This is a genomic window from Lysinibacillus sp. NPDC059133 (assembly GCF_042755925.1).
In the GTDB taxonomy this organism is placed as follows: Bacteria; Bacillota; Bacilli; order Bacillales_A; family Planococcaceae; genus Lysinibacillus.
Genome location: NZ_JBHZDH010000002.1, coordinates 131,514 through 150,261, shown reverse-complemented (window position 1 = coordinate 150,261; position 18,748 = coordinate 131,514). Strand labels below are relative to the sequence as shown.

The 18,748-nt window shown below is 36.8% G+C and carries 21 protein-coding genes; 19 read left to right on the top strand and 2 right to left on the bottom strand.

Annotated features, from left to right (window positions below):
- Positions 1-14: 14 nt before the first annotated feature.
- A complete protein-coding gene (proC, locus tag ACFXN8_RS02060) occupies positions 15-821 on the bottom strand; it encodes a pyrroline-5-carboxylate reductase (RefSeq protein WP_386842404.1) in 807 nt (268 codons plus the stop codon).
- 524 nt (positions 822-1,345) lie between these two features.
- Between proC and ACFXN8_RS02055 the strand changes: the two genes are divergently transcribed.
- From ACFXN8_RS02055 to ACFXN8_RS01995, 13 genes are all read left to right on the top strand, one after another.
- Positions 1,346-2,293, top strand: a complete 948-nt coding sequence (locus tag ACFXN8_RS02055; RefSeq protein ID WP_386842402.1) for an MBL fold metallo-hydrolase — start codon at positions 1,346-1,348, stop codon at positions 2,291-2,293.
- Positions 2,294-2,301: 8 nt separating this feature from the next.
- Positions 2,302-3,057, top strand: a complete 756-nt coding sequence (locus ACFXN8_RS02050; protein ID WP_386842400.1) for an SDR family NAD(P)-dependent oxidoreductase — start codon at positions 2,302-2,304, stop codon at positions 3,055-3,057.
- 404 nt (positions 3,058-3,461) lie between these two features.
- On the top strand, positions 3,462-4,652 hold the full coding sequence (locus ACFXN8_RS02045) for an argininosuccinate synthase (protein WP_386842398.1): 1,191 nt from the start codon (positions 3,462-3,464) through the stop codon (positions 4,650-4,652).
- 86 nt (positions 4,653-4,738) lie between these two features.
- On the top strand, positions 4,739-6,112 hold the full coding sequence (gene argH / locus ACFXN8_RS02040) for an argininosuccinate lyase (protein ID WP_386842396.1): 1,374 nt from the start codon (positions 4,739-4,741) through the stop codon (positions 6,110-6,112).
- Positions 6,113-6,323: 211 nt separating this feature from the next.
- A complete protein-coding gene (locus ACFXN8_RS02035) occupies positions 6,324-6,701 on the top strand; it encodes a carboxymuconolactone decarboxylase family protein (RefSeq protein ID WP_386842394.1) in 378 nt (125 codons plus the stop codon).
- A 655-nt stretch (positions 6,702-7,356) separates the two neighbouring features.
- A complete protein-coding gene (locus ACFXN8_RS02030; protein ID WP_376070820.1) occupies positions 7,357-7,734 on the top strand; it encodes a GntR family transcriptional regulator in 378 nt (125 codons plus the stop codon).
- A 7-nt stretch (positions 7,735-7,741) separates the two neighbouring features.
- Complete coding sequence (locus ACFXN8_RS02025) at positions 7,742-8,056, top strand: hypothetical protein (RefSeq protein WP_386842392.1); 315 nt, start codon at positions 7,742-7,744, stop codon at positions 8,054-8,056.
- Between the two features lie 26 nt (positions 8,057-8,082).
- Complete coding sequence (locus tag ACFXN8_RS02020) at positions 8,083-8,505, top strand: DUF1648 domain-containing protein (RefSeq protein ID WP_386842390.1); 423 nt, start codon at positions 8,083-8,085, stop codon at positions 8,503-8,505.
- 45 nt (positions 8,506-8,550) lie between these two features.
- Positions 8,551-8,817: a DUF5808 domain-containing protein gene (locus ACFXN8_RS02015; RefSeq protein WP_386842388.1), complete on the top strand. Its 267-nt coding sequence runs from the start codon at positions 8,551-8,553 to the stop codon at positions 8,815-8,817.
- Positions 8,818-8,830: 13 nt separating this feature from the next.
- Complete coding sequence (locus ACFXN8_RS02010) at positions 8,831-10,123, top strand: alpha/beta hydrolase (protein ID WP_386842386.1); 1,293 nt, start codon at positions 8,831-8,833, stop codon at positions 10,121-10,123.
- A 12-nt stretch (positions 10,124-10,135) separates the two neighbouring features.
- Positions 10,136-10,450 carry a DUF3784 domain-containing protein gene (locus ACFXN8_RS02005; RefSeq protein WP_386842384.1) on the top strand — a complete coding sequence of 105 codons (315 nt, stop codon included), beginning with the start codon at positions 10,136-10,138 and terminating at the stop codon, positions 10,448-10,450.
- Positions 10,451-11,214: 764 nt separating this feature from the next.
- Entirely contained in the window at positions 11,215-12,063 is an 849-nt protein-coding gene (locus ACFXN8_RS02000; protein WP_376070836.1) for a MerR family transcriptional regulator, read from the top strand.
- Positions 12,064-12,150: 87 nt separating this feature from the next.
- Positions 12,151-13,254, top strand: a complete 1,104-nt coding sequence (locus ACFXN8_RS01995; RefSeq protein WP_386842382.1) for a C45 family autoproteolytic acyltransferase/hydrolase — start codon at positions 12,151-12,153, stop codon at positions 13,252-13,254.
- A gap of 141 nt (positions 13,255-13,395) precedes the next feature.
- Here ACFXN8_RS01995 and ACFXN8_RS01990 read toward each other — a convergent pair whose 3' ends face one another.
- Positions 13,396-13,986: a hypothetical protein gene (locus ACFXN8_RS01990; protein ID WP_386842380.1), complete on the bottom strand. Its 591-nt coding sequence runs from the start codon at positions 13,984-13,986 to the stop codon at positions 13,396-13,398.
- A 270-nt stretch (positions 13,987-14,256) separates the two neighbouring features.
- Between ACFXN8_RS01990 and ACFXN8_RS01985 the strand changes: the two genes are divergently transcribed.
- From ACFXN8_RS01985 to ACFXN8_RS01960, 6 genes are all read left to right on the top strand, one after another.
- Positions 14,257-14,979, top strand: coding sequence for an ATP-binding cassette domain-containing protein (locus tag ACFXN8_RS01985; RefSeq protein WP_386842378.1), 723 nt, complete (start codon positions 14,257-14,259; stop codon positions 14,977-14,979).
- A complete protein-coding gene (locus ACFXN8_RS01980; protein WP_386842376.1) occupies positions 14,976-15,725 on the top strand; it encodes an ABC transporter permease in 750 nt (249 codons plus the stop codon). Before ACFXN8_RS01985 ends, ACFXN8_RS01980 begins: the two co-directional genes overlap by 4 nt.
- A gap of 8 nt (positions 15,726-15,733) precedes the next feature.
- Positions 15,734-16,114 (top strand): group-specific protein, encoded by a 381-nt coding sequence (locus ACFXN8_RS01975; protein ID WP_376070850.1) that lies wholly within the window; start codon positions 15,734-15,736, stop codon positions 16,112-16,114.
- Between the two features lie 7 nt (positions 16,115-16,121).
- On the top strand, positions 16,122-16,625 hold the full coding sequence (locus ACFXN8_RS01970; RefSeq protein ID WP_376071218.1) for an RNA polymerase sigma factor: 504 nt from the start codon (positions 16,122-16,124) through the stop codon (positions 16,623-16,625).
- Complete coding sequence (locus ACFXN8_RS01965; RefSeq protein ID WP_386842374.1) at positions 16,618-16,866, top strand: hypothetical protein; 249 nt, start codon at positions 16,618-16,620, stop codon at positions 16,864-16,866. Before ACFXN8_RS01970 ends, ACFXN8_RS01965 begins: the two co-directional genes overlap by 8 nt.
- A 204-nt stretch (positions 16,867-17,070) precedes the next feature.
- A complete protein-coding gene (locus tag ACFXN8_RS01960) occupies positions 17,071-18,720 on the top strand; it encodes a sensor domain-containing diguanylate cyclase (protein WP_386842372.1) in 1,650 nt (549 codons plus the stop codon).
- Positions 18,721-18,748: the final 28 nt, after the last annotated feature.

Sequence of the window (18,748 nt, the reverse complement as noted above, 5' to 3'; positions counted from 1 at the left end):
CTATTTTGCACCCATTATTTACTATTTGCAAGTGAACGGGATCGAGCTTCTGCTTCTTTAATACATGCTTCTATAGCTTCATTAAATTGATATTGTTCAAGGGCCTTTATTCCAGCTTCTGTTGTACCGCCTGGACTTGTTACTTTACGGCGTAATACATCAGGCTCTTCGACGGATTGCTTTAGCATTTCCGCAGTACCAGCTAGTGTTTGCGTCATTAATAGTCGTACTATTTCCTTTGAGAGACCGACCTTTGTACCTACCCGTTCAAATGCCTCCATTAAATAATAAATATAAGCTGGGCCACTCCCTGAAAGTGCAGTTACAGCATGTAATTGATCCTCATCCACCTCAATTACTGAACCAACCGCCTCTAGTAGCTGTAAGAAAATGGAGCGCTGTTCTGCAGTCACTTTGTCATTAAAGGCAATTCCACTTGCAGACATCCCAATAGTAGCAGAAGTGTTAGGCATAACGCGTGCGACTGGGCGAGCACCTAAATGTTCTATAATAGTAGTAATAGCGATACCGGCTAAAATAGAAAGAACGGCTGAGTGCTCTGCAATTTTAGGCTTTAACTCACGCATCGCTGTAACGGCATCTTTAGGCTTCATCGCTAAAATGATTAAATCAGCGTGCTGATAAATATCATGGTCAATATTGCAATTTACACCATATGTGTCGTGTAAAAAATGTAAGCGGTCTTTGTCTGAGCGGTTGGTGACGTAAATTTCTTGCGCTGTAAATACTTTTTCTTTAATCCATCCCTGAATCAATGCCTCTGCCATAGAGCCTGCACCAATAAATAGTATTTTTTTCATGATAAAACCTCCAGTTCAAAATCAATTTCGCCTTGGCGTAATTGCGTCCGGATTTTGAATTGTGCTAGCACAATTCATTCCTTTGAAAATCCGTGACATCCGCCGGAGGCTTTATCTTCATTCAGCTGTCGCTACTAAAACATTTGCTGAATGAAGATAAAAAAGCGCTCTCGTCCTTATAAAGAAGGACGAAAACGCTGTAGTTTCCGCGGTACCACCTTTGTTTGCCAATTGGCACAACTCATAGCCCTTTTATCGCAAGGGAAACGGTTATGTTTTCATAACTGCTCAGAAGTAGGTTCGGTAATGGAAGTGGGTGATGTTACTTTCAGCAAATGTAACACTCTCTATGACACCTTCACCAACTACGTACTTGGCTTCATCAACGCATAAAAATAATTAGATTATTCAAAATTATATTGATAATACGTCAACCTGTCAACTGGAGGGTGACGAAAAGAAGAAAAACTTGTAAAATAGAATGAATCGGTATTCACTAGTTGCATAAAAGGGGGAAACAGCTTTTGTCTATATACAAAATAGAAATACCAACACCCTATGACGTAGGAGATGTAAATGCATTTGTTGTCAAAGGCGATGCGTTGACAATTTTTGATGTTGGTCCTAAAACAACGGAAGCCTATGACGCGCTAAAATGGGGTATTCGCGCAGCGGGCTTTGATATGAGAGATATTGAACAGGTTGTATTAACCCATCACCATCCAGACCATGCAGGTTGGGTGGATGCCTTTCCAAACGCAGAAATTTTAGGGCATGCCTATAACGATAAATGGCTTCGTCATGACGAGGATTTTTTACGTTACCATGTGCAGTTTTACAGTGAACGTTTATTTGAGCACGGTGTTCCTCAAGAATATATCCAGCCGAGTGTACATGTCCGCCGTGAAATAGAGCTTGTAGGCGAACGACCATTAACACAAATTCTTAACGATGGGGATGAAGTGCCAGGACATCCTGGATTAAAGGCTATTGAAACATTAGGACACGCACAAAGTCACTTAATCTTCTGGGATGAAAAAACTCATCATGTTATCGGTGGAGATTTATTGCTTGAAAAAATAACGCCAAACCCGTTAATTGAGCCACCACTAGACCGTGCATTAGGACGTACGAAATCGTTACTACAATATAATGAATCGCTAGAAATATTACGACGATTACCAGTTAAAACAATGTATACAGGACATGGTGCAGAGTTGCAGAATATTCCTGATTTAATTGATAAACGATTACAACGCCAGCATCAGCAAGCTTTGAAGGTTTGCGAATTATTTGGTGATGAATCATTAACTGCTGTACAAGTAACGAAGCGTTTTTACCCAGCAGTTTTTCAACGTCAGCTTGGTCTGACACTGTCTAAAACGCTCGGTTATTTAGATTACTTAGAGGCCAACAATTTGATTACATCTACAAAAACGGAAGAAGGTATTTTTTTATTTCATAGAAAGTAGGTGTAAACATGAGCGTGAATAAAAAGACTATCTTCGTGACAGGTGCAACAAGTGGTGTTGGACTGAAAATTACAGAATTATTAGTAGCACAAGGTCATACGGTTTATGCGACAGGACGCAATACAGTCGCATTGAAAGCATTAGAGCGCGTGGGCGCAAATGTGATCCAAGCAGATTTAACGAATGTAGCTACAATAGATGAAGTATGTGCTCAGCTACCGCCTCTTGATGTAGCTATTCTATCTGCCGGGGTAGGTAAATTTGGTATGGCACCTGACTTATCAGATGAAGCTATTAGACAAATGGTTGAGTTAAATGTCAATGTACCGATATATTTAGCAAAACGTTTAGCAGCGCCTATGATACAACGTCAACAAGGTCAGCTCATCTTTATCGGCTCACAGGCAGGAAAGGTAGCGACACCGAAGGCAAGTGTTTATGCTGCTACAAAGCACGCAATTGTCGGTTTTACGAATGGACTTCGCATGGAACTGGCTCCCTATAATGTGAAAGTCACTGCGATACATCCAGGTCCAATTGATACACCATTTCTAGACAAGGCGAGTGATGAAAGTGGCTATCGCGAGTCTTTAGGAAGATTTTTATTAACAGCTGAAGAAGTGGCACAAGCTACGATAAATACAATCGAGCGTCCTGTCCGAGAGGTTAATTTACCACGGATCATGGGGTTAACAAGCAAGCTATATGCAATGGCACCTGCAACCGTTGAGTTTTTAGGCAAATCATTTTTTAATAAAAAATAGGTAATCAACTGTAAATATACTCGAGTGAAAATCGAGTGTGTTTACAGTTTTTTTATGTTAGGAATGATATCTGTTAAAACGCTTGTCATTTGCTCATCGGACGCCCCCAGGAAAGCGCCCATCAGACTCCTTGTCTTGTAGAAGAGCCATTTACTATCCTAAAATTTATACTATATACATTCATGTAGCGAGTAAAAAATCGTTTTTCCGAGTAAAAATATTCATAGTTTGTACAAGCGCTTAAAGTGTTAGAATGACACACTTTTTACAATAAACATAAAAGTCTATTAATTTATAAAAATACACTTGTTTTTATTTTTATAACATGATACTATTCGTGTATAAACTTTTAGTTGGATGTATAAACATACATATATTATAGATTAATTGGAGGCGCATTTTTTATGGCAAATAAAAAAGTAGTATTAGCATATTCAGGAGGTCTTGATACTTCTGTAGCAATTCCGTGGTTAAAAGAACAAGGTTGGGACGTTATTGCAGTGTGCCTTGACGTTGGTGAAGGTAAGGACCTTGAATTCGTAAAAAATAAAGCTCTTCAAGTAGGAGCAATTGAATCATATATGGTAGATGCGAAGGATGAGTTTGCGGAAGAATATGCATTAATCTCAATACAAGCTCATACTTGGTACGAACAAAAATATCCATTAGTATCGGCGCTTTCTCGTCCATTAATTTCAAAAAAATTAGTGGAAATTGCAAATCAAGTAAGTGCGGACGCAGTAGCTCATGGTTGCACAGGTAAAGGGAATGACCAAGTTCGTTTCGAAGTTTCCATCAAAGCTTTAAATCCAGATTTAGAGGTATTAGCGCCTGTACGTGAGTGGGGCTGGAGCCGTGATGAGGAAATCGAATATGCCATGAAACATGATGTACCGATTCCTGCAACATTAGATTCACCATTCTCTATCGACCAAAACTTATGGGGCCGTGCAAATGAAGCGGGCGTAATGGAAGATCCATGGGTATCTCCACCAGAAGAAGCATATGGTTTAACAGTTTCTGTGGAAAACGCTCCAGACGAAGCGGAATACGTAGAACTTGAATTCGTTGCTGGTAAGCCAGTAGCTTTAAACGGAAAAGAAATGAAGCTTGCTGATTTAATCCAAGAGCTAAATGCAGTAGCTGGTGCACACGGTGTTGGTCGTATCGATCACGTAGAAAACCGATTAGTTGGTATTAAATCCCGTGAAGTATATGAAATTCCAGGAGCAAAAGTGTTATTAACGGCTCATAAAGAGCTTGAAGACTTAACGCTTGTAAAAGAGTTAGCACACTTCAAGCCAGTCATTGAGAAAAAATTATCTGAATTAATTTATGATGGTTTATGGTTCTCTCCATTACGTGTAGCACTGGAATCATTCCTTGCTGAATCACAAAAATTTGTGAACGGAACTGTACGTGTGAAGCTTTACAAAGGTCATGCAATTGTGGAAGGACGTAAATCTCCAAATTCACTTTATAGTGAAAAGCTTGCAACCTACTCTAAAGAAGACCAATTCAACCATGCTTCAGCAGTAGGCTTCATCGAATTATGGGGTCTGCCAACAGTGGTTAACTCTTCAGTAAATAAATAAAAACTAATTTTGACAAACAAGGTGTAGGATAGCTTTGTGCTATGCTGCACCTTTTCAAAAAGAAATGAAGGAAAAGGTGAGCTGTTATGACAAAACTTTGGGGCGGACGTTTCCAAAAATCAGCAGAAGCATGGGTGGACGAGTTCGGCGCATCGATTGGCTTTGACCAACAGCTTGTTCTAGAAGACCTTGAAGGTAGCGTAGCACATGTTACGATGCTTGGCGCAACAGGAATTTTACCAGCAGCTGACGTAGAGGCAATTCTCGGTGGACTTGTACAATTACAAGAAAAAGCAATTGCAGGGGAGCTTGAATTTACAGTTGCTAATGAAGATATTCACTTGAATTTGGAAAAAATGCTCATTGATTTAATTGGTCCTGTAGGTGGTAAGCTTCACACAGGCCGTAGCCGAAATGACCAAGTAGCAACGGATATGCATATTTTCTTGAAAAAACGTGTGAAGGAAGCAATCGGTTTAATAGAGACATTCCAAAAGACATTGCTAGATAAAGCTGAGGAGCATGTGGAAACAATTGCACCAGGCTATACACATTTGCAACGTGCACAACCAATCTCATTTGCGCATCACTTAATGGCTTATTTCTGGATGTTAGAGCGTGATAAACAACGCTTTACGGAGTCACTTAAACGTATCGATATTTTGCCTTTAGGTGCAGGTGCCATGGCGGGGACAACTTTTCCAATCGACCGCTTAAAATCCGCGGAGCTTCTAGGCTTTAGCGAGGTTTATGCAAACTCTATGGATGCAGTAAGTGATCGTGATTTTATCGTTGAATTTTTAAGTAATTCATCATTATTAATGGCGCATCTATCTCGCTTTGCCGAGGAAATTATTTTGTGGTCGACAGATGAATTCAAATTTATCGAACTAGATGATGCCTTCTCAACAGGTTCTTCTATTATGCCACAAAAGAAAAACCCTGATATGGCGGAGTTAATCCGTGGAAAAACGGGACGTGTTTATGGTAACTTAATGGGCTTATTAACAGTTCTTAAAGGAACACCGTTAACATACAACAAAGATATGCAGGAAGATAAGGAAGGTATGTTCGATACAGTCCATACAATTCTTGGTTCTCTAAAAATCTTTGAAGGTATGATTCGCACAATGACTGTCAATACAGAGCGTTTGCACCAGGCAGTACACTCTGACTTCTCCAATGCTACGGAGCTTGCAGATTATCTAGCAACAAAAGGTATGCCTTTCCGTGAAGCGCATGAAGTGACAGGAAAACTTGTATTCACATGTATTCAAAAGGGCATCTACTTATTAGATTTACCGCTTGAAGATATGAAAAAAGAAAGTGAGCTTATCGAAGCAGATATTTACGATGTATTAGCACCTGAAGCTGCCGTTCGTCGTCGTCATTCATTGGGTGGTACAGGGTTTGATCAAGTAATCATCCAAATCGAAAAGGCAAAAGCTTGTCTTGCGTAACCATTACCTTAGCGTGCATGTCCTTGTGACTTTTGCATAGATATTCATTAAAGCTGTCCAGTGAGGCACTATGATAAAACATTTCCTTTTTCGTTAGAGCCAGAGGGTGAAATGAAAAAGAGCCCCTTACATAGGTGAAGGACAATCCCCAATTCTGGAGACGCGGAATTGGGGTTTTTGTGTAATGAAATAATAATGGGAGGGATTTTCAATGAATGAGCGTTTTACAAAGGGGATCGAAACAATAAAGCAGTATGTGACAAAGGAAGAAGCGGCAAGAATGATTGAGGCGGATGCACTAGCTGACATCGCACCAGATTTACGCAAAATGATTATTGAATTTGCCTATGGTGATGTTTATTCACGACCAGGGCTAGAGGCAAAAAGCCGTGCACTTGTTGTCATTACAGCAGTAGTAACGCAAGGTGCTGCCCCACAAACAAAAACACATATTATACGTGGTTTACATGCAGGTTTGACTCAAACAGAAATTGTGGAAGCACTATTACAATTAGTGCCATACATAGGTTTTCCGCGTGTGCAAAACGCTTTAACTATAGCGCAACAGGTTTTTAAAGAAGAAGCGTAAAATTTCCTTGGCGTTTCAAGCTATATGAAGGCACTTTAATAAAAATGAGCACCACATGAATAAACATTTATGAAACGGTTCATATTAAGAACGGAACCACTTATTAATCTAATGTGATTAGGAGGATGTAGAATGAGTAGTCAAACACCCAAAGACCAGGAATCTCAGGAAAGTCCGCCACAACTGTATAGGGTGAGCTTTTAAAATCTTAAGGAATAGGTAAGGCAGAGGATATTCTGTTTTGCTGTATCTTAAGAAGAAGCAAAAACCGATACAGATACAATCAAATAGAAATAAGTGTTCTTGGGATCCAGAATTTTTCTGGATCCTTTTTTTATTTCGTATTCATTGTCCTAAAGCTCGATTGGTGAATACAATCAGCAGGGAAAGAAACCCCGCTGATTAAGTTTTACTTTATCCCGCATTAACGGGCAGTAGAACTCCCACTTTAAAGTTCAACGCAAGAAAAGAAGTAAGGTATGAGATTAACTGCCCATAAAAGCCCGATTGGTGAAGACTAATAATCAGTGGGGGAAAGAAACCCCACTGATTAAATTTCACTTTATAGAAAAAATTGACTCTTTCAGAAAACTGTATTACTCTGTGTATGACAGATTTCTGTTTGGTGATAAGCGGTACAGATGGGAGGGGTAAGATGAATATTCATTTAGACCCAAGCAGTGAATTACAGCTCTACAAACAGTTAGCAAATCAGTTAATTGAGTTAATTGCTAAGGGAGAGCTGAAAAATGGTGATACATTACCCTCAGTTCGTTCAATGGCTACGGATTTAGGTATTAATGTCAGTACGGTAAGTAAAAGCTATCATGAACTTGAAGAAAAAGGGTTAATCGAATTAAAGCCGAAAGCAAAGGCTATCATTATCGGTGGTCAAAAAAAAGAGCTGGAAGAGACGGAAGTTGAAAAAGTAGAACATGCTTTAAAGCCAATTATGGCTGAGGCATTTGCACGTGGTCTCGAAAAAGATCAGATGACAAGTTTGTTTCATCGAATTTTAAAACAATGGAAGTAGGGGGAATATGCTTATTATAGTAAGCATTTTTATCTTCGTAGGAGTACTGGAAACAATAACACCATATTTAACGAGAAAAACATCAGTGTTTGGCGTTTCAATTCCGGAGCCCTATGTGCAGCATCGGCAATTACAAACATTTAGAAAGCACTACAGCATGTTGGTAGGGAGCATAGCAGCTGCATTTCTTTTAGGCCAAATTTTACTTCTATTTACATCCATTCAGGAAGAGCAATTTGTTTTATTATCCTTTATCTTGCTATATGTCATGCTTCTTATATCAGTTGGACTTTATATGTTTTATCAAAAAAAAAAAAACTAAAAAAACAAGAAAATTGGGAAGCATATGTGAAAACTGTTTATGTGATGGATTTATCTATACGAGATCGATATGAAGTACTTTCACCTACATTTTTTGCATTACCAATTATTATCACTTTAGCATTGATTACTTTTACCTATATGAATTACAATTCCATCCCAGATGTATTTGCTACCCATTGGAATGCAGCAGGTGAGGTAGACGGTTGGACTGAAAAAACATGGCTATCAGTTATTGTAATGCCGCTTATTTTACTAGGGACACAAATTAGCTTTTTCATCATAAGTATAGGTATGAAAAGTGCCAAAATACAATTGAGCGCACAGGCGAAAACAGCTTCGGCCAATAGAGAGCTTACACAGCGTAAATATGGCAGCTGGTACTTAGCGGCGATTAATTATAGTATGACCATTCTTCTTGTTGTTTTACATTACACGACAGTGATATAAAAAAATCAAACAGCTCCTTACTTCTTCCCTCTTTTTATCGTTTTTATGATCGTCTCTTTAGGGGGACTTATCCTCTTCATTTGGAAGTTAAGTAAAAATAATGAGCGCTTTGATGATTTACATACAAACGAAACAGCTGCAGCCGATGATCGATACTGGAAATGGGGTATTGTTTACATCAATAAAAATGATCCTTCACTTTTAGTGCAAAAGAAATACGGTGTTGGTTGGACTGTGAACTTGGCGAATAAATGGAGCTATATCATTTTACTTGTCATATTTTTACCAATCTTGTTAGTCATCTTCATATAGAGGGAGAGATTTTATGAAAAAACTATTATTTTTATGTTGTGCACTCTTATTATTAGCAGCATGTGCTCAAAAGGAAGACAATACAAAAGGTAAAGAGACGAAGGGGGACAATAAAATGAATGAACAGCTAGTAGGTAAATGGGAAGGGAATATTGAAACGCCAAACGGAGCACTTCCAATTATCGTTGATTTGCAAAAAGATAATGGGACATTATCAGTACCGGCACAAGGATTATCCAATTATCCATTTAAAAGCATTAAATACGATGGTGATCAAGTGAGTGTTTCGATCAATTTAAATGGCTCGGCAGTTGAAATTAACGGAACATTAAAAGATGGGCAAATTGAAGCGACGTTTCAACAAAATGGTGGCAAATTCCCACTTGTCTTAAAACCATTCAAAGAACAACCAGAACAACCAGTTACGTATGAAACGTTAAAGATTCCCGTTAAAGATGGTGAGTTAACAGTGGCTCTTCAAAAGGCTAGTAAGGAGCCATCTCCAGTTACACTTATTATAGCAGGCTCTGGCCCAACTGATAAGAATGGAAATTCAGCTATAGCTGGTAAAAATGACAGCTTAAAAATGATTGCGGAAGGGTTAGCAAAAGACGGTATTGCAACTGTTCGCTATGATAAACGTGGACTTGGCGATAATCAATCCCTTTTAACAAAGGAAGAGGATATCACGATTGACCAATACGTAGATGACGCAGTTCAAGTAATTAATACCCTATTAGCCAATAAAGCGTATTCAAGCGTTCATATTATTGGACATAGCGAAGGCTCACTAATTGGTTTACTAGCAGCACAAAAAACAAAAGTAGAGTCCTATGTTTCCATAGCGGGCTCTGGAAGACCAGCAGATGAAATTTTGTTAGAGCAATTAAAAGGTCAATTATCGCCAGAGCTTCTAAAAGAATCAACAGATGCTCTTGCATCCTTGAAAAAAGGAGAGCTAGTGAAGAACGTTTCTCTAGATTTACAATCACTCTTCCGTTCTTCCGTTCAACCGTATATGATTTCATGGTTAAAATATAACCCTGCAAGTGAGTTAGCAAAAGTGAATAGCCGAGTTTTAATTCTTCAAGGAACAACCGACTTACAAGTAGTTGCAACGGATGCGGAAGCGTTAAAGAAAGGCAAACCAGATGCCAAGCTGGAATATATGGAAGGAATGAATCATGTGTTAAAAAATGCTCCAGCAGATCGCGCGGAAAATTTAGCGACGTATTCAGACCCATCACTACCACTTCATAAAGAATTGCTGCCAGCCATTCAGCAATTTATTCTAAATGAAAAATAGAGACTAATCATCATGTATGCCATTGTTTGGTTCATCATAATGATTCCGTTCCTAATATTTGCAATTGTTTTATCACAAGGAAAAGGTGCATTTTTACTCGCGGGCTATAATACGATGTCCGACAGTGAGAAAGAAAAATATAACGAAAAAGCACTCGCGAAATTTGTGGGCAAAGTGATGTACGGCTACTGTTTTTGCTTACTATTATGGGCGCTGAATGAGCTATTCAAAACCGAATGGCTATTTATCATCGGGCTCGTTCTCTTTATAGTTCTTACAATTTTTGTAGTTGTCTATGCCAATACACGTAATCGCTTTAAAAAATAAAATTCTATATAGGGAAATTCATCACCCACTTATTAGCAAGGTGAACCGAGCGAAATAGGCAGATACCCGCGCAAAATGGGAGAATACCCGCGGAAGCAGGGAAAATATCCGCGGAAGCAAGGCGAATACCCGCGAAAGAGGCAAATACCCGCGGAAGCAAGGTAAATACCCGCGGAAGCAGGGAAAATACCCGCGGAAGCAGGGAAAATACCCGCGGAAGCAGAGTAAATACCCGCGGAAGCAAGGCGAATACCCGCGAAAGCAGGGAAAATACCCGCGGAAGCAAGGTAAATATCCGCGGAAGCAGAGTAAATACCCGCGGAAGCAAGGTAAATACCCGCGGAAGCAGGGAAAATACCCGCGAAAGTAAGGTAAATATCCATGGGAACAAGTTAATGCTCATACGAAACAAATTAGTATATAACCAAAAGAAGTATGCTCAAATCAAAAATGATGAGCTACTCTTTTGGTTTTTAGGCGTCCTTTCGCCTTTTGTATTTGGGCAAGTTGTCGTTGATATTTGTTAAAACGTATATCATGTTTATATGTTGATTAGAGTGAAAGCTAATTGTTGTGACATAGAGCAAGACGATTCATCGTACTCCTAAATCAACCTCACGTTATAGTGAAGCACATTATATTGAAACAATTACTACAACTTTATCGTACAATAACTAAGCAAGGAGAGGTTTATTTTAATTCATTCAAAATGGAAGATATAGCATGATGAATCGAAATCAACTAAATTAAAAAGAAGGTGTCTTATGTATAGCATTGGGAAATTTTCGAACCTGTGTAATGTTCCTGTAAAAACTATTCGTTACTATAGCGATATTGGATTACTCGAACCATCTTTTATAGATGAAGTGACCGGCTATCGTTATTTTGATTACGATAAAATGAAAGAGCTAAATAAGATTCAGGTACTAAAAAATTGTCATTTTTCATTAAAAGAGATTGAACAGATAATGAAAGGAAAAAATGATCGGCAAGATTTAGAGCTAAGATTACATAAAAAAGTTCAGGAATTAGAGCATCAACAAGAAATAATTGCTGAACAAATTCAAAATATTGTCCAAGTGAAAAATTCTATTCAGAACGCTCAGACATTTAATCTAAAGCCAACATTATCAAGTTGTTATATAGAGGAACGACCAAAAATACAGGTGCTTGCCATCCGTGAAAAGATCAATATTATTGAAATGGATAGGCTAGTACGAAAATTATTTGAACGAATCTATGCATATCAATTAGAGATAGAAGGGAAGCTTACTGCAATTTTTCATCAACAGGACAGGAAGCAAAATATAGCGGATGTTGAACTACTGTTGCCAGTAAAAGCAACTCAACTGGCAGAGTATATTAAAGTAATACCAGAAGGCAGGTATGCTTGTATAAATATAAAGGGACCATATTCAGAGTTGAATTTTGGCTATAGTCGTTTGCAGGAATGGCTGACTGAACAATCCCTTCATGTAGAAGGATTGTTTATGGAGCAATACATAAAGGGGTTAATCCCAACTGAAGTAGCAAATCCAATTAATATTAGACCCAATATTGAGCTACATCCTAATGATTTTTTGACAAAAGTGTTTGTGAAAATAAGAAACTAGCTAAACTCTCCAGTAGATGGAGACTTTATTCTATATGTAGCAAGGGTAGAAATGTCTTGCAAGTACTATATGGAATGGAGTATATCAATGAAAACAAATACAGGACAGTTTGCATTTCTTCAAGGTAGTTCATACGAGATAGGACAACAACAAGCTCGGGAATTTCAAAAAAATCCTTTTGCGAAATCGCTATTCTTTACGGAAAAATTAACTTCGGACAACGCTTATTTTCAAATGAAGGCACAAATAGAGCAGTACTGTCCAGGTTTAAATAAAGAATTAGATGGTTTTGCGGAAGGCTTTGGCTATGAGCCCGAACAACTAAATTTTTATCAAAATGCGTGGTTAATTCCTGGAGGGTGTAGTTTAGGGGCTATTTTGCCAGGAAAAATGGCGGATGGTAAAACCTATGTCATAAGAAATTATGATCTTTCACCTAACATTTCAGATATGCGCTTATGTACAACAATCGTCGAAGGGAAATATTCTTATACAGGATTTTCTGTTTCTACATTCGGTCGGAGCGAAGGCTTAAATGAGAAGGGGCTATGTGTTGCCTATGCATCGTGTGGCATGCCCATTGGCAAATATCCTGGTATGAGACCACCAGTAGTACCTGGATTACAGTTTATGGTTATTGTCAGAGCTCTATTAGAAAATTGTAAAAATGTAGAAGAAGCCATTTATATGGTTAATAATATGCCTGTAGGAACGAATATGAATCTACTTATAGCTGATGCAAATGGCGACGCAGCTATAATTGGAACATATGACGGAATAAAAGAAGTGAAACGTGCAGAATTAGATTATCTTATTGCCACTAACCATGGTCTATTTTCTACAATACAAAAAATGGAGCCTGGCAAGCTCGAGCATTCTCAATTAAGATATGATATTTTAGAGGGGAAATTGAAGGAAAGTGGCAAAAGATCTGTTAATGAAATACAAGAGCTTCTTTTAACAGAGTTTCCTAAAGGATTATCCGTCCATAATTACAATGAAAGCTTTGGAACAGTGCATTCAATTTTGTTTAACCTTACTGATTTGCAACTGGAATTTTCATTTGGCTCACCATTACAAAATGGAGTAAATAAGATAGACGTTGGCGACAACTTTGCGAAAGCACAAATACCTGTTGAATTTTCTAACAAAAGCTATGGAACAGAATTTTGGAAAATAATAAAATCCTAAATATCAAAAAGACCTCCCACGGTGAGAGGTCTTTTGCATGTACCCGAAAGCCTCGGTGTTGCCAGTTACTAAAGCGTAATTAAATAGGAAAAATATATAGTGGTCATTTTTTTATAGTGAATTTTTTTAAGACATACTTGTTTAATAACTTAATTCGTTCGTTACTACTTGGATAAATTCATCTCGATGTTGAGATTCAAAAATAGTAATCCCTTTTTCTCTAGAAAGTTGTAGTAACTTTTGAATCTTAGCTTCATCTTTTTCCATAAAGGCTTTTTCTACATAGTTTAAATCTTGCAAGATATGATGAATAAATGTATCCCCTTCTCTTTTAATATCTATAGCAATAAAGTCGAAAGATAATTTTGTTTTAGGTGGAGTAATAATTGTATCAAACAAATAGTTTAAAGCTTTAAAGGGGACATAAGGGATACCTTTTTTATATTCATATTTCTCAATAATTGGTAAAACCCTATCGATAAATTTTCGTATTTTATCAATATTGTAAAGCTTTGTATTTTCTAAATTATTCTTCTTAATAATTTGTTGTATTTTTTCATATTGATTTTGTTCTAACAGTTGTTTCATATATAAAAGTTCTTTTTTGAAGTTGGATCGTTCTTTTTTACTTAATTGTCGATGTTCAATAACAGCGTATTCGATTAGCTCCCAGCCTATCTTCAAACCAAAATGAGGTTCTAAAAAATACTTAAGTTCTTCAAAATCTCGCACTTAGGTAACTCCCTTTAAATTAATATTATTTATCGTGCAGGAAAACAAGATAAAAATTTTTTGTCCTAACCGTTCATCAGACATCTTTAGTCAGAGCCATATTAAAATGGTATTCCTTTATCTTTACTAAATTTCCAACAATTATTTATTTTACATAAAAAATCATTTTGTAGAAACATATAATTTTATTTCATTTTTTTAAAAATAAAATGAACCTTTTCCAATTGCCGTTTGTATAGTCAGTGAACATAAACATAAGGAGGGATTATTTTGGAGCTTATTGTGAAGGATATTGTGAAAAAATATAATGGTGTGAACGTTTTGGATGGTGTGTCGGCCACATTTAAAATGGGGTATTGTTATTTATTATTAGGTCAGAATGGAGCGGGTAAATCTACTTTGTCAAAATGTATAGCTGGAGATGTAAAACCTGATGCAGGTACCATTGTATTCAATGAGACGTCTCAACATGTACAAGAGCAAGTTGCGCTGCAGTACCAATTTTTTTCGAGTTATCAGCATCTGAAAATTCGTGAAGTAATGGCTCTTTTTACTAAACTGACGAACAATAAAGCTGATTTGGGAGAACTTTATGAAATATTGGGATTACCGACTTATGACCACATATTGTTGAAAAATGCTTCAGGCGGTCAGCGAAAAGCAGTATCGATCTTCCTTTCTTTTTTATTAAATAAACCGATTATCATATTAGATGAGCCGTTTGCTGATTTAGATTTAACAAAGAAAAAGCAATTGATGTTTTACTTACAAGGTGAAATTCGTCAACGTAACAAAATGATCATCATTATTAGTCATGAGGTGGCAGGATTAGAACCGTTATTTGATTATGTAGTGATCTTAAAAGACGGGAAGCTTATTGAAAATAGCACACAGGATGAGCTCTATCAAAAATACACAGATGCGAAATTGCCAGGAATCGAAGGTATCTACTATGAAGTGACAGGTCAAATTTTAGGAGGAAGAGCGGGATGACTAAACAAATTGCAAAAATGTATATGTTGGAAAGTATTCGCAATCCAGGAATGACTATTGGTAATTTATTACCATCTTTTATATTTATGATTACTTCAGTGATTTGTAAAAATATAGTGACTGGAGATGCGATAGATTTTATGATTAAAGGTCAGTTTTTACCATTTTCAATTTTAATGTTAATTTTCTCATTTGCATTTTCTAGCGCTACTATATATTTGGCAGATATGAAGGCCCATAAAACGTTACAATGGGTACAGAGAACAGGCGTTAAGCCACACACTTACTATATTGGGATGGGAATCGGTGTTTTTACATTATTAAATATATTTTTAGTGTTACTACTCATTGGCTATTCCTTCATCATTGATATTTCACTTTCATCTTTTTTTATGATTATTTTGATTAGTAATTTTGTTTTATTGGCATTATATCCATTGAGTTTTATATTAGCAGGTCTATTTAAAAATGAGAAAGTAGCTCAAAGCATGTTAACGCCAATTATGATTTTATTCATGTTTTCAGTAACGATGACAACGATGTTTTTAATGCTTGCGGAAAAAAATCCCCAAGATTATTTTATTTTCCTAATATGGAATCCGATGTTATATTTATTTGATAGCTTGCAAGTGTCTTTAAATTTAATGGACGAAACATGGCTCCCACAATATCAGTATTTTATGATTTTAACAGTTCTTAGCTTGGTGTTAGCAGCCATCGCTAAAAAAGTATATAACAGTAAGTAGGTGATTTTATGGGAATCGGATGGATTGTATCTTTTTTTATAGCTGGCTTTTGGATTATTATTACTTCCGTAATTACAATTCAGATGAATAAAAAATACATTGTTCGCGAAAATGGAAAAATTAATTATAAAAAAACAACAATTTATTTACGTTGGAATGTATTTGATACTTTAACGCTTGTTTTAGCCATATATACAATACTTTGTATGCAGGCACTCAACATGCTTTTGTCTTTCTCACAAACAATCGAAAATCCATATGTGCAGTTTTTTACAAATCAATCGCAAGCATTTGTCATTGTAATAGTCGTCAACTTAGTTTCACGTGTGTCCATGACATTGAAGTCCATTAAGGCTCATTGGGGGGATGAGCTAGATGATAAGCAATGAGGAGTGGATGGAGGCCTATAAAAACGGCGAAGTCGAGGGCTTTGAACAGCTCTATAGTCGTTTGTATGAGCCATTGTACTGCTTTTTATTTCGCTATACTCGGGAAGATCAGCTAAGCATTGATATTGTGCAAGATACCTTTGAGCGTTTACAATATATAAAAGAAGATTTTGATGAGCAAAAGGGAACGGTAAAAGCTTTTTTATTTCAAATCGCTTATCGCTTAATGATTAATAAATTGAATCGGCGCAAAAAATGGCGCACGCTGTTCCCGTTTTTAGTACCGACGTCCAGTCATCGTATGTCTGCTGACGAGAAATTAACAATACAAGAGGCAATACTTCAATTACCCGAAAAGCAACGAGCGGTTATTTTGCTTGTTTACTATCATGATTTGCCGCAGGAGGAAATTGCACAAATTTTGTCCATTCCACTTGGCACAGTTAAATCAAGGCTACATAATGCGATAAGGACTTTAAAGGAAGAGCTAAAGGAGGATTTCGATGCTTAAGGATGAATTTCAAAAGGAGCAATGGTTAAAAGACAGCTTAGATCAAGATAAAGTGGAGATTCCTAAGCAGCTAATCACGTACAAGAAAAGTCGCTGGCAACGTCTTATTCAATATTTAGCGTCACCAACGAAGGATCCGTTAGAGCCAATTTGTACATCTTCAGTAGGTTACACCTCTTTGAAAGTAGTTCCTATTGTTGCGGCATTATTTATTACAATTCTCCAAATTTTATTGCAATAAATTTTATCAACTAAGCTGACGCTTTGCTTTCGCTACCAAAACATATGTAACTGCCGTTTCACTTACGTTACATAAAACAACAATTGCTGAAAGAAGTTAAATTTCTCACTGCCACAATCTTTAGATTGTGGTATTTTAAATGAATAAAATACTATTCATTGCCCATTTTAAGGAAAGATTTGGATTAATTTGGAGGTTAGTGCTTTGAGGGTTTTTAAAAAATTTCCACGACCAAACACGATAAAAGGTCAGCTTCATCGAGCGCTTGTTTGGATTACTTTTATTATTGGTCTATGTATTTTTATTCCAACGCTTTATATCGAATATCGGCAAACCATTCAGCATCAGAATGAAGAGATGACGCAATATTTAGATGCTCAAACATATTTTTTTGAAAGCTGGTTATCAGAACGATCCAGTGATATACATACAATAGCTAATTTAGATTTTGTAAAGGACTATAATTTTGAAAAATCGCAAACTTTTTTTCGGAATTTTAAAGAAAAAACAAATTTTACAGACTTAATATTTGTCAATAAAGAGGGCATCGTACAATTTGATACAGTTACTGAATATAGTACAGCTGGTGTTGGAATGGATGTAAAGGATCGAAAGTATTTTCAGGTTGCTAAAAAAACGAAACAACCATATATAACAGATATTTTAATGAGTAAAGTTACTAAGAAGCCTATTATTGCACTTGCTTCACCGATTCTAAATGCACAACAACAATTCAATGGTGTAGTTTTTGGCGCAGTAAATTTAGACACGATCGATCAACTGCTACATGAATCAAGAGTCGGCTTTTTAGGTCAAGCTTACATTATCGATCAGGAAGGTACTATGCTCACTGAATTTAATAATAAACAACAACGGTCTTCTAGCAATTATTTAGTGGATGAGCATATCCTGAACGCAGCTAAAAAAAATAAAACAAGTGACCTAGAGCTTTATAAAGACGCGAATAATAAGCGGGTTCTTGCTAAAAGTAAGCCTATAAATGAAGGGAAATGGTTTATCATATCAGAAATGGGTCTGTTGGAGGCGTATAAACCATTCATCATTAGAATTTTATCAATAACCTTTTGTTTAGTAGTAGGTTCATTTTTTACGATTAAAATGATGTTACATCTTTCTAAAAAAATTGAAGAACCAATCCAGCAGCTTCTTACAGGCGTTAGAAAGGTAGAACAAGGTTTTTATGATTATCAAATAGATGAACATCAGCTGGCACCTTATGCGCATGAATTTCAGGAGCTTTGCGCGTCCTTCAACGAAATGAGCGCTAAGGTGAGAAAAGATACCATCTTACTGAAAGAATTATCGGTTACTTGTCAGCTGACGAAGCTGTACAATCGTCGTTATTTGATTGAGCAGGGGGAACTTGTTTTTCAGAAATGTTTAGAAGAACAAAACTATTGTTCATGTATAGCGATTGATATTGATTTTTTCAAAAAGGTCAATGACACATATGGACATTTAATCGGTGATGAAGTCCTAAAGCACGTCGCAAATATCATTACAAATTCTGTGCGGAAAATCGACATTATTACAAGGTATGGGGGAGAGGAGTTTGTCATTTTATCCCCAAATACTACGTTAGAGAGCGCAGTAAAGATAGCGGAAAGAGTTCGAAAGCATGTTGAACATTATCCTTATTATGCGGATGATGTTGAGATCAATGTGACAGTGAGTATTGGCATCGCAGGGTACGGTCATTCTAAAAACATTTCAACATTTTACGAGCTACTTGACAGGGCGGATCAAGCACTTTATATTGCAAAGGAAAGCGGTCGAAACCAACTAAGAGTATGTAATCATACAGGTATAGTTGATACAAACCAGACGCTTTAAAAGACTAAATTTGGAAAGTGGTATTTAC

Excerpts from the sequence above, each read along its gene's own strand:
- ACFXN8_RS01980 (WP_386842376.1), top strand. The coding sequence starts at position 14,976 with ATGACTAAACAAATTGCAAAAATGTATATGTTGGAAAGTATTCGCAAT.
- ACFXN8_RS02005 (WP_386842384.1), top strand. The coding sequence starts at position 10,136 with ATGTATGCCATTGTTTGGTTCATCATAATGATTCCGTTCCTAATATTT.
- ACFXN8_RS01965 (WP_386842374.1), top strand. The coding sequence starts at position 16,618 with ATGCTTAAGGATGAATTTCAAAAGGAGCAATGGTTAAAAGACAGCTTA.
- ACFXN8_RS02025 (WP_386842392.1), top strand. The coding sequence starts at position 7,742 with ATGCTTATTATAGTAAGCATTTTTATCTTCGTAGGAGTACTGGAAACA.
- ACFXN8_RS01970 (WP_376071218.1), top strand. The coding sequence starts at position 16,122 with ATGGAGGCCTATAAAAACGGCGAAGTCGAGGGCTTTGAACAGCTCTAT.
- ACFXN8_RS02045 (WP_386842398.1), top strand. The coding sequence starts at position 3,462 with ATGGCAAATAAAAAAGTAGTATTAGCATATTCAGGAGGTCTTGATACT.
- ACFXN8_RS01975 (WP_376070850.1), top strand. The coding sequence starts at position 15,734 with ATGGGAATCGGATGGATTGTATCTTTTTTTATAGCTGGCTTTTGGATT.
- ACFXN8_RS01995 (WP_386842382.1), top strand. The coding sequence starts at position 12,151 with ATGAAAACAAATACAGGACAGTTTGCATTTCTTCAAGGTAGTTCATAC.
- ACFXN8_RS02015 (WP_386842388.1), top strand. The coding sequence starts at position 8,551 with ATGATCGTCTCTTTAGGGGGACTTATCCTCTTCATTTGGAAGTTAAGT.
- ACFXN8_RS02030 (WP_376070820.1), top strand. The coding sequence starts at position 7,357 with ATGAATATTCATTTAGACCCAAGCAGTGAATTACAGCTCTACAAACAG.
- ACFXN8_RS02035 (WP_386842394.1), top strand. The coding sequence starts at position 6,324 with ATGAATGAGCGTTTTACAAAGGGGATCGAAACAATAAAGCAGTATGTG.
- argH (WP_386842396.1), top strand. The coding sequence starts at position 4,739 with ATGACAAAACTTTGGGGCGGACGTTTCCAAAAATCAGCAGAAGCATGG.
- ACFXN8_RS02050 (WP_386842400.1), top strand. The coding sequence starts at position 2,302 with ATGAGCGTGAATAAAAAGACTATCTTCGTGACAGGTGCAACAAGTGGT.
- proC (WP_386842404.1), bottom strand. The coding sequence starts at position 821 with ATGAAAAAAATACTATTTATTGGTGCAGGCTCTATGGCAGAGGCATTG.
- ACFXN8_RS02010 (WP_386842386.1), top strand. The coding sequence starts at position 8,831 with ATGAAAAAACTATTATTTTTATGTTGTGCACTCTTATTATTAGCAGCA.
- ACFXN8_RS02000 (WP_376070836.1), top strand. The coding sequence starts at position 11,215 with ATGTATAGCATTGGGAAATTTTCGAACCTGTGTAATGTTCCTGTAAAA.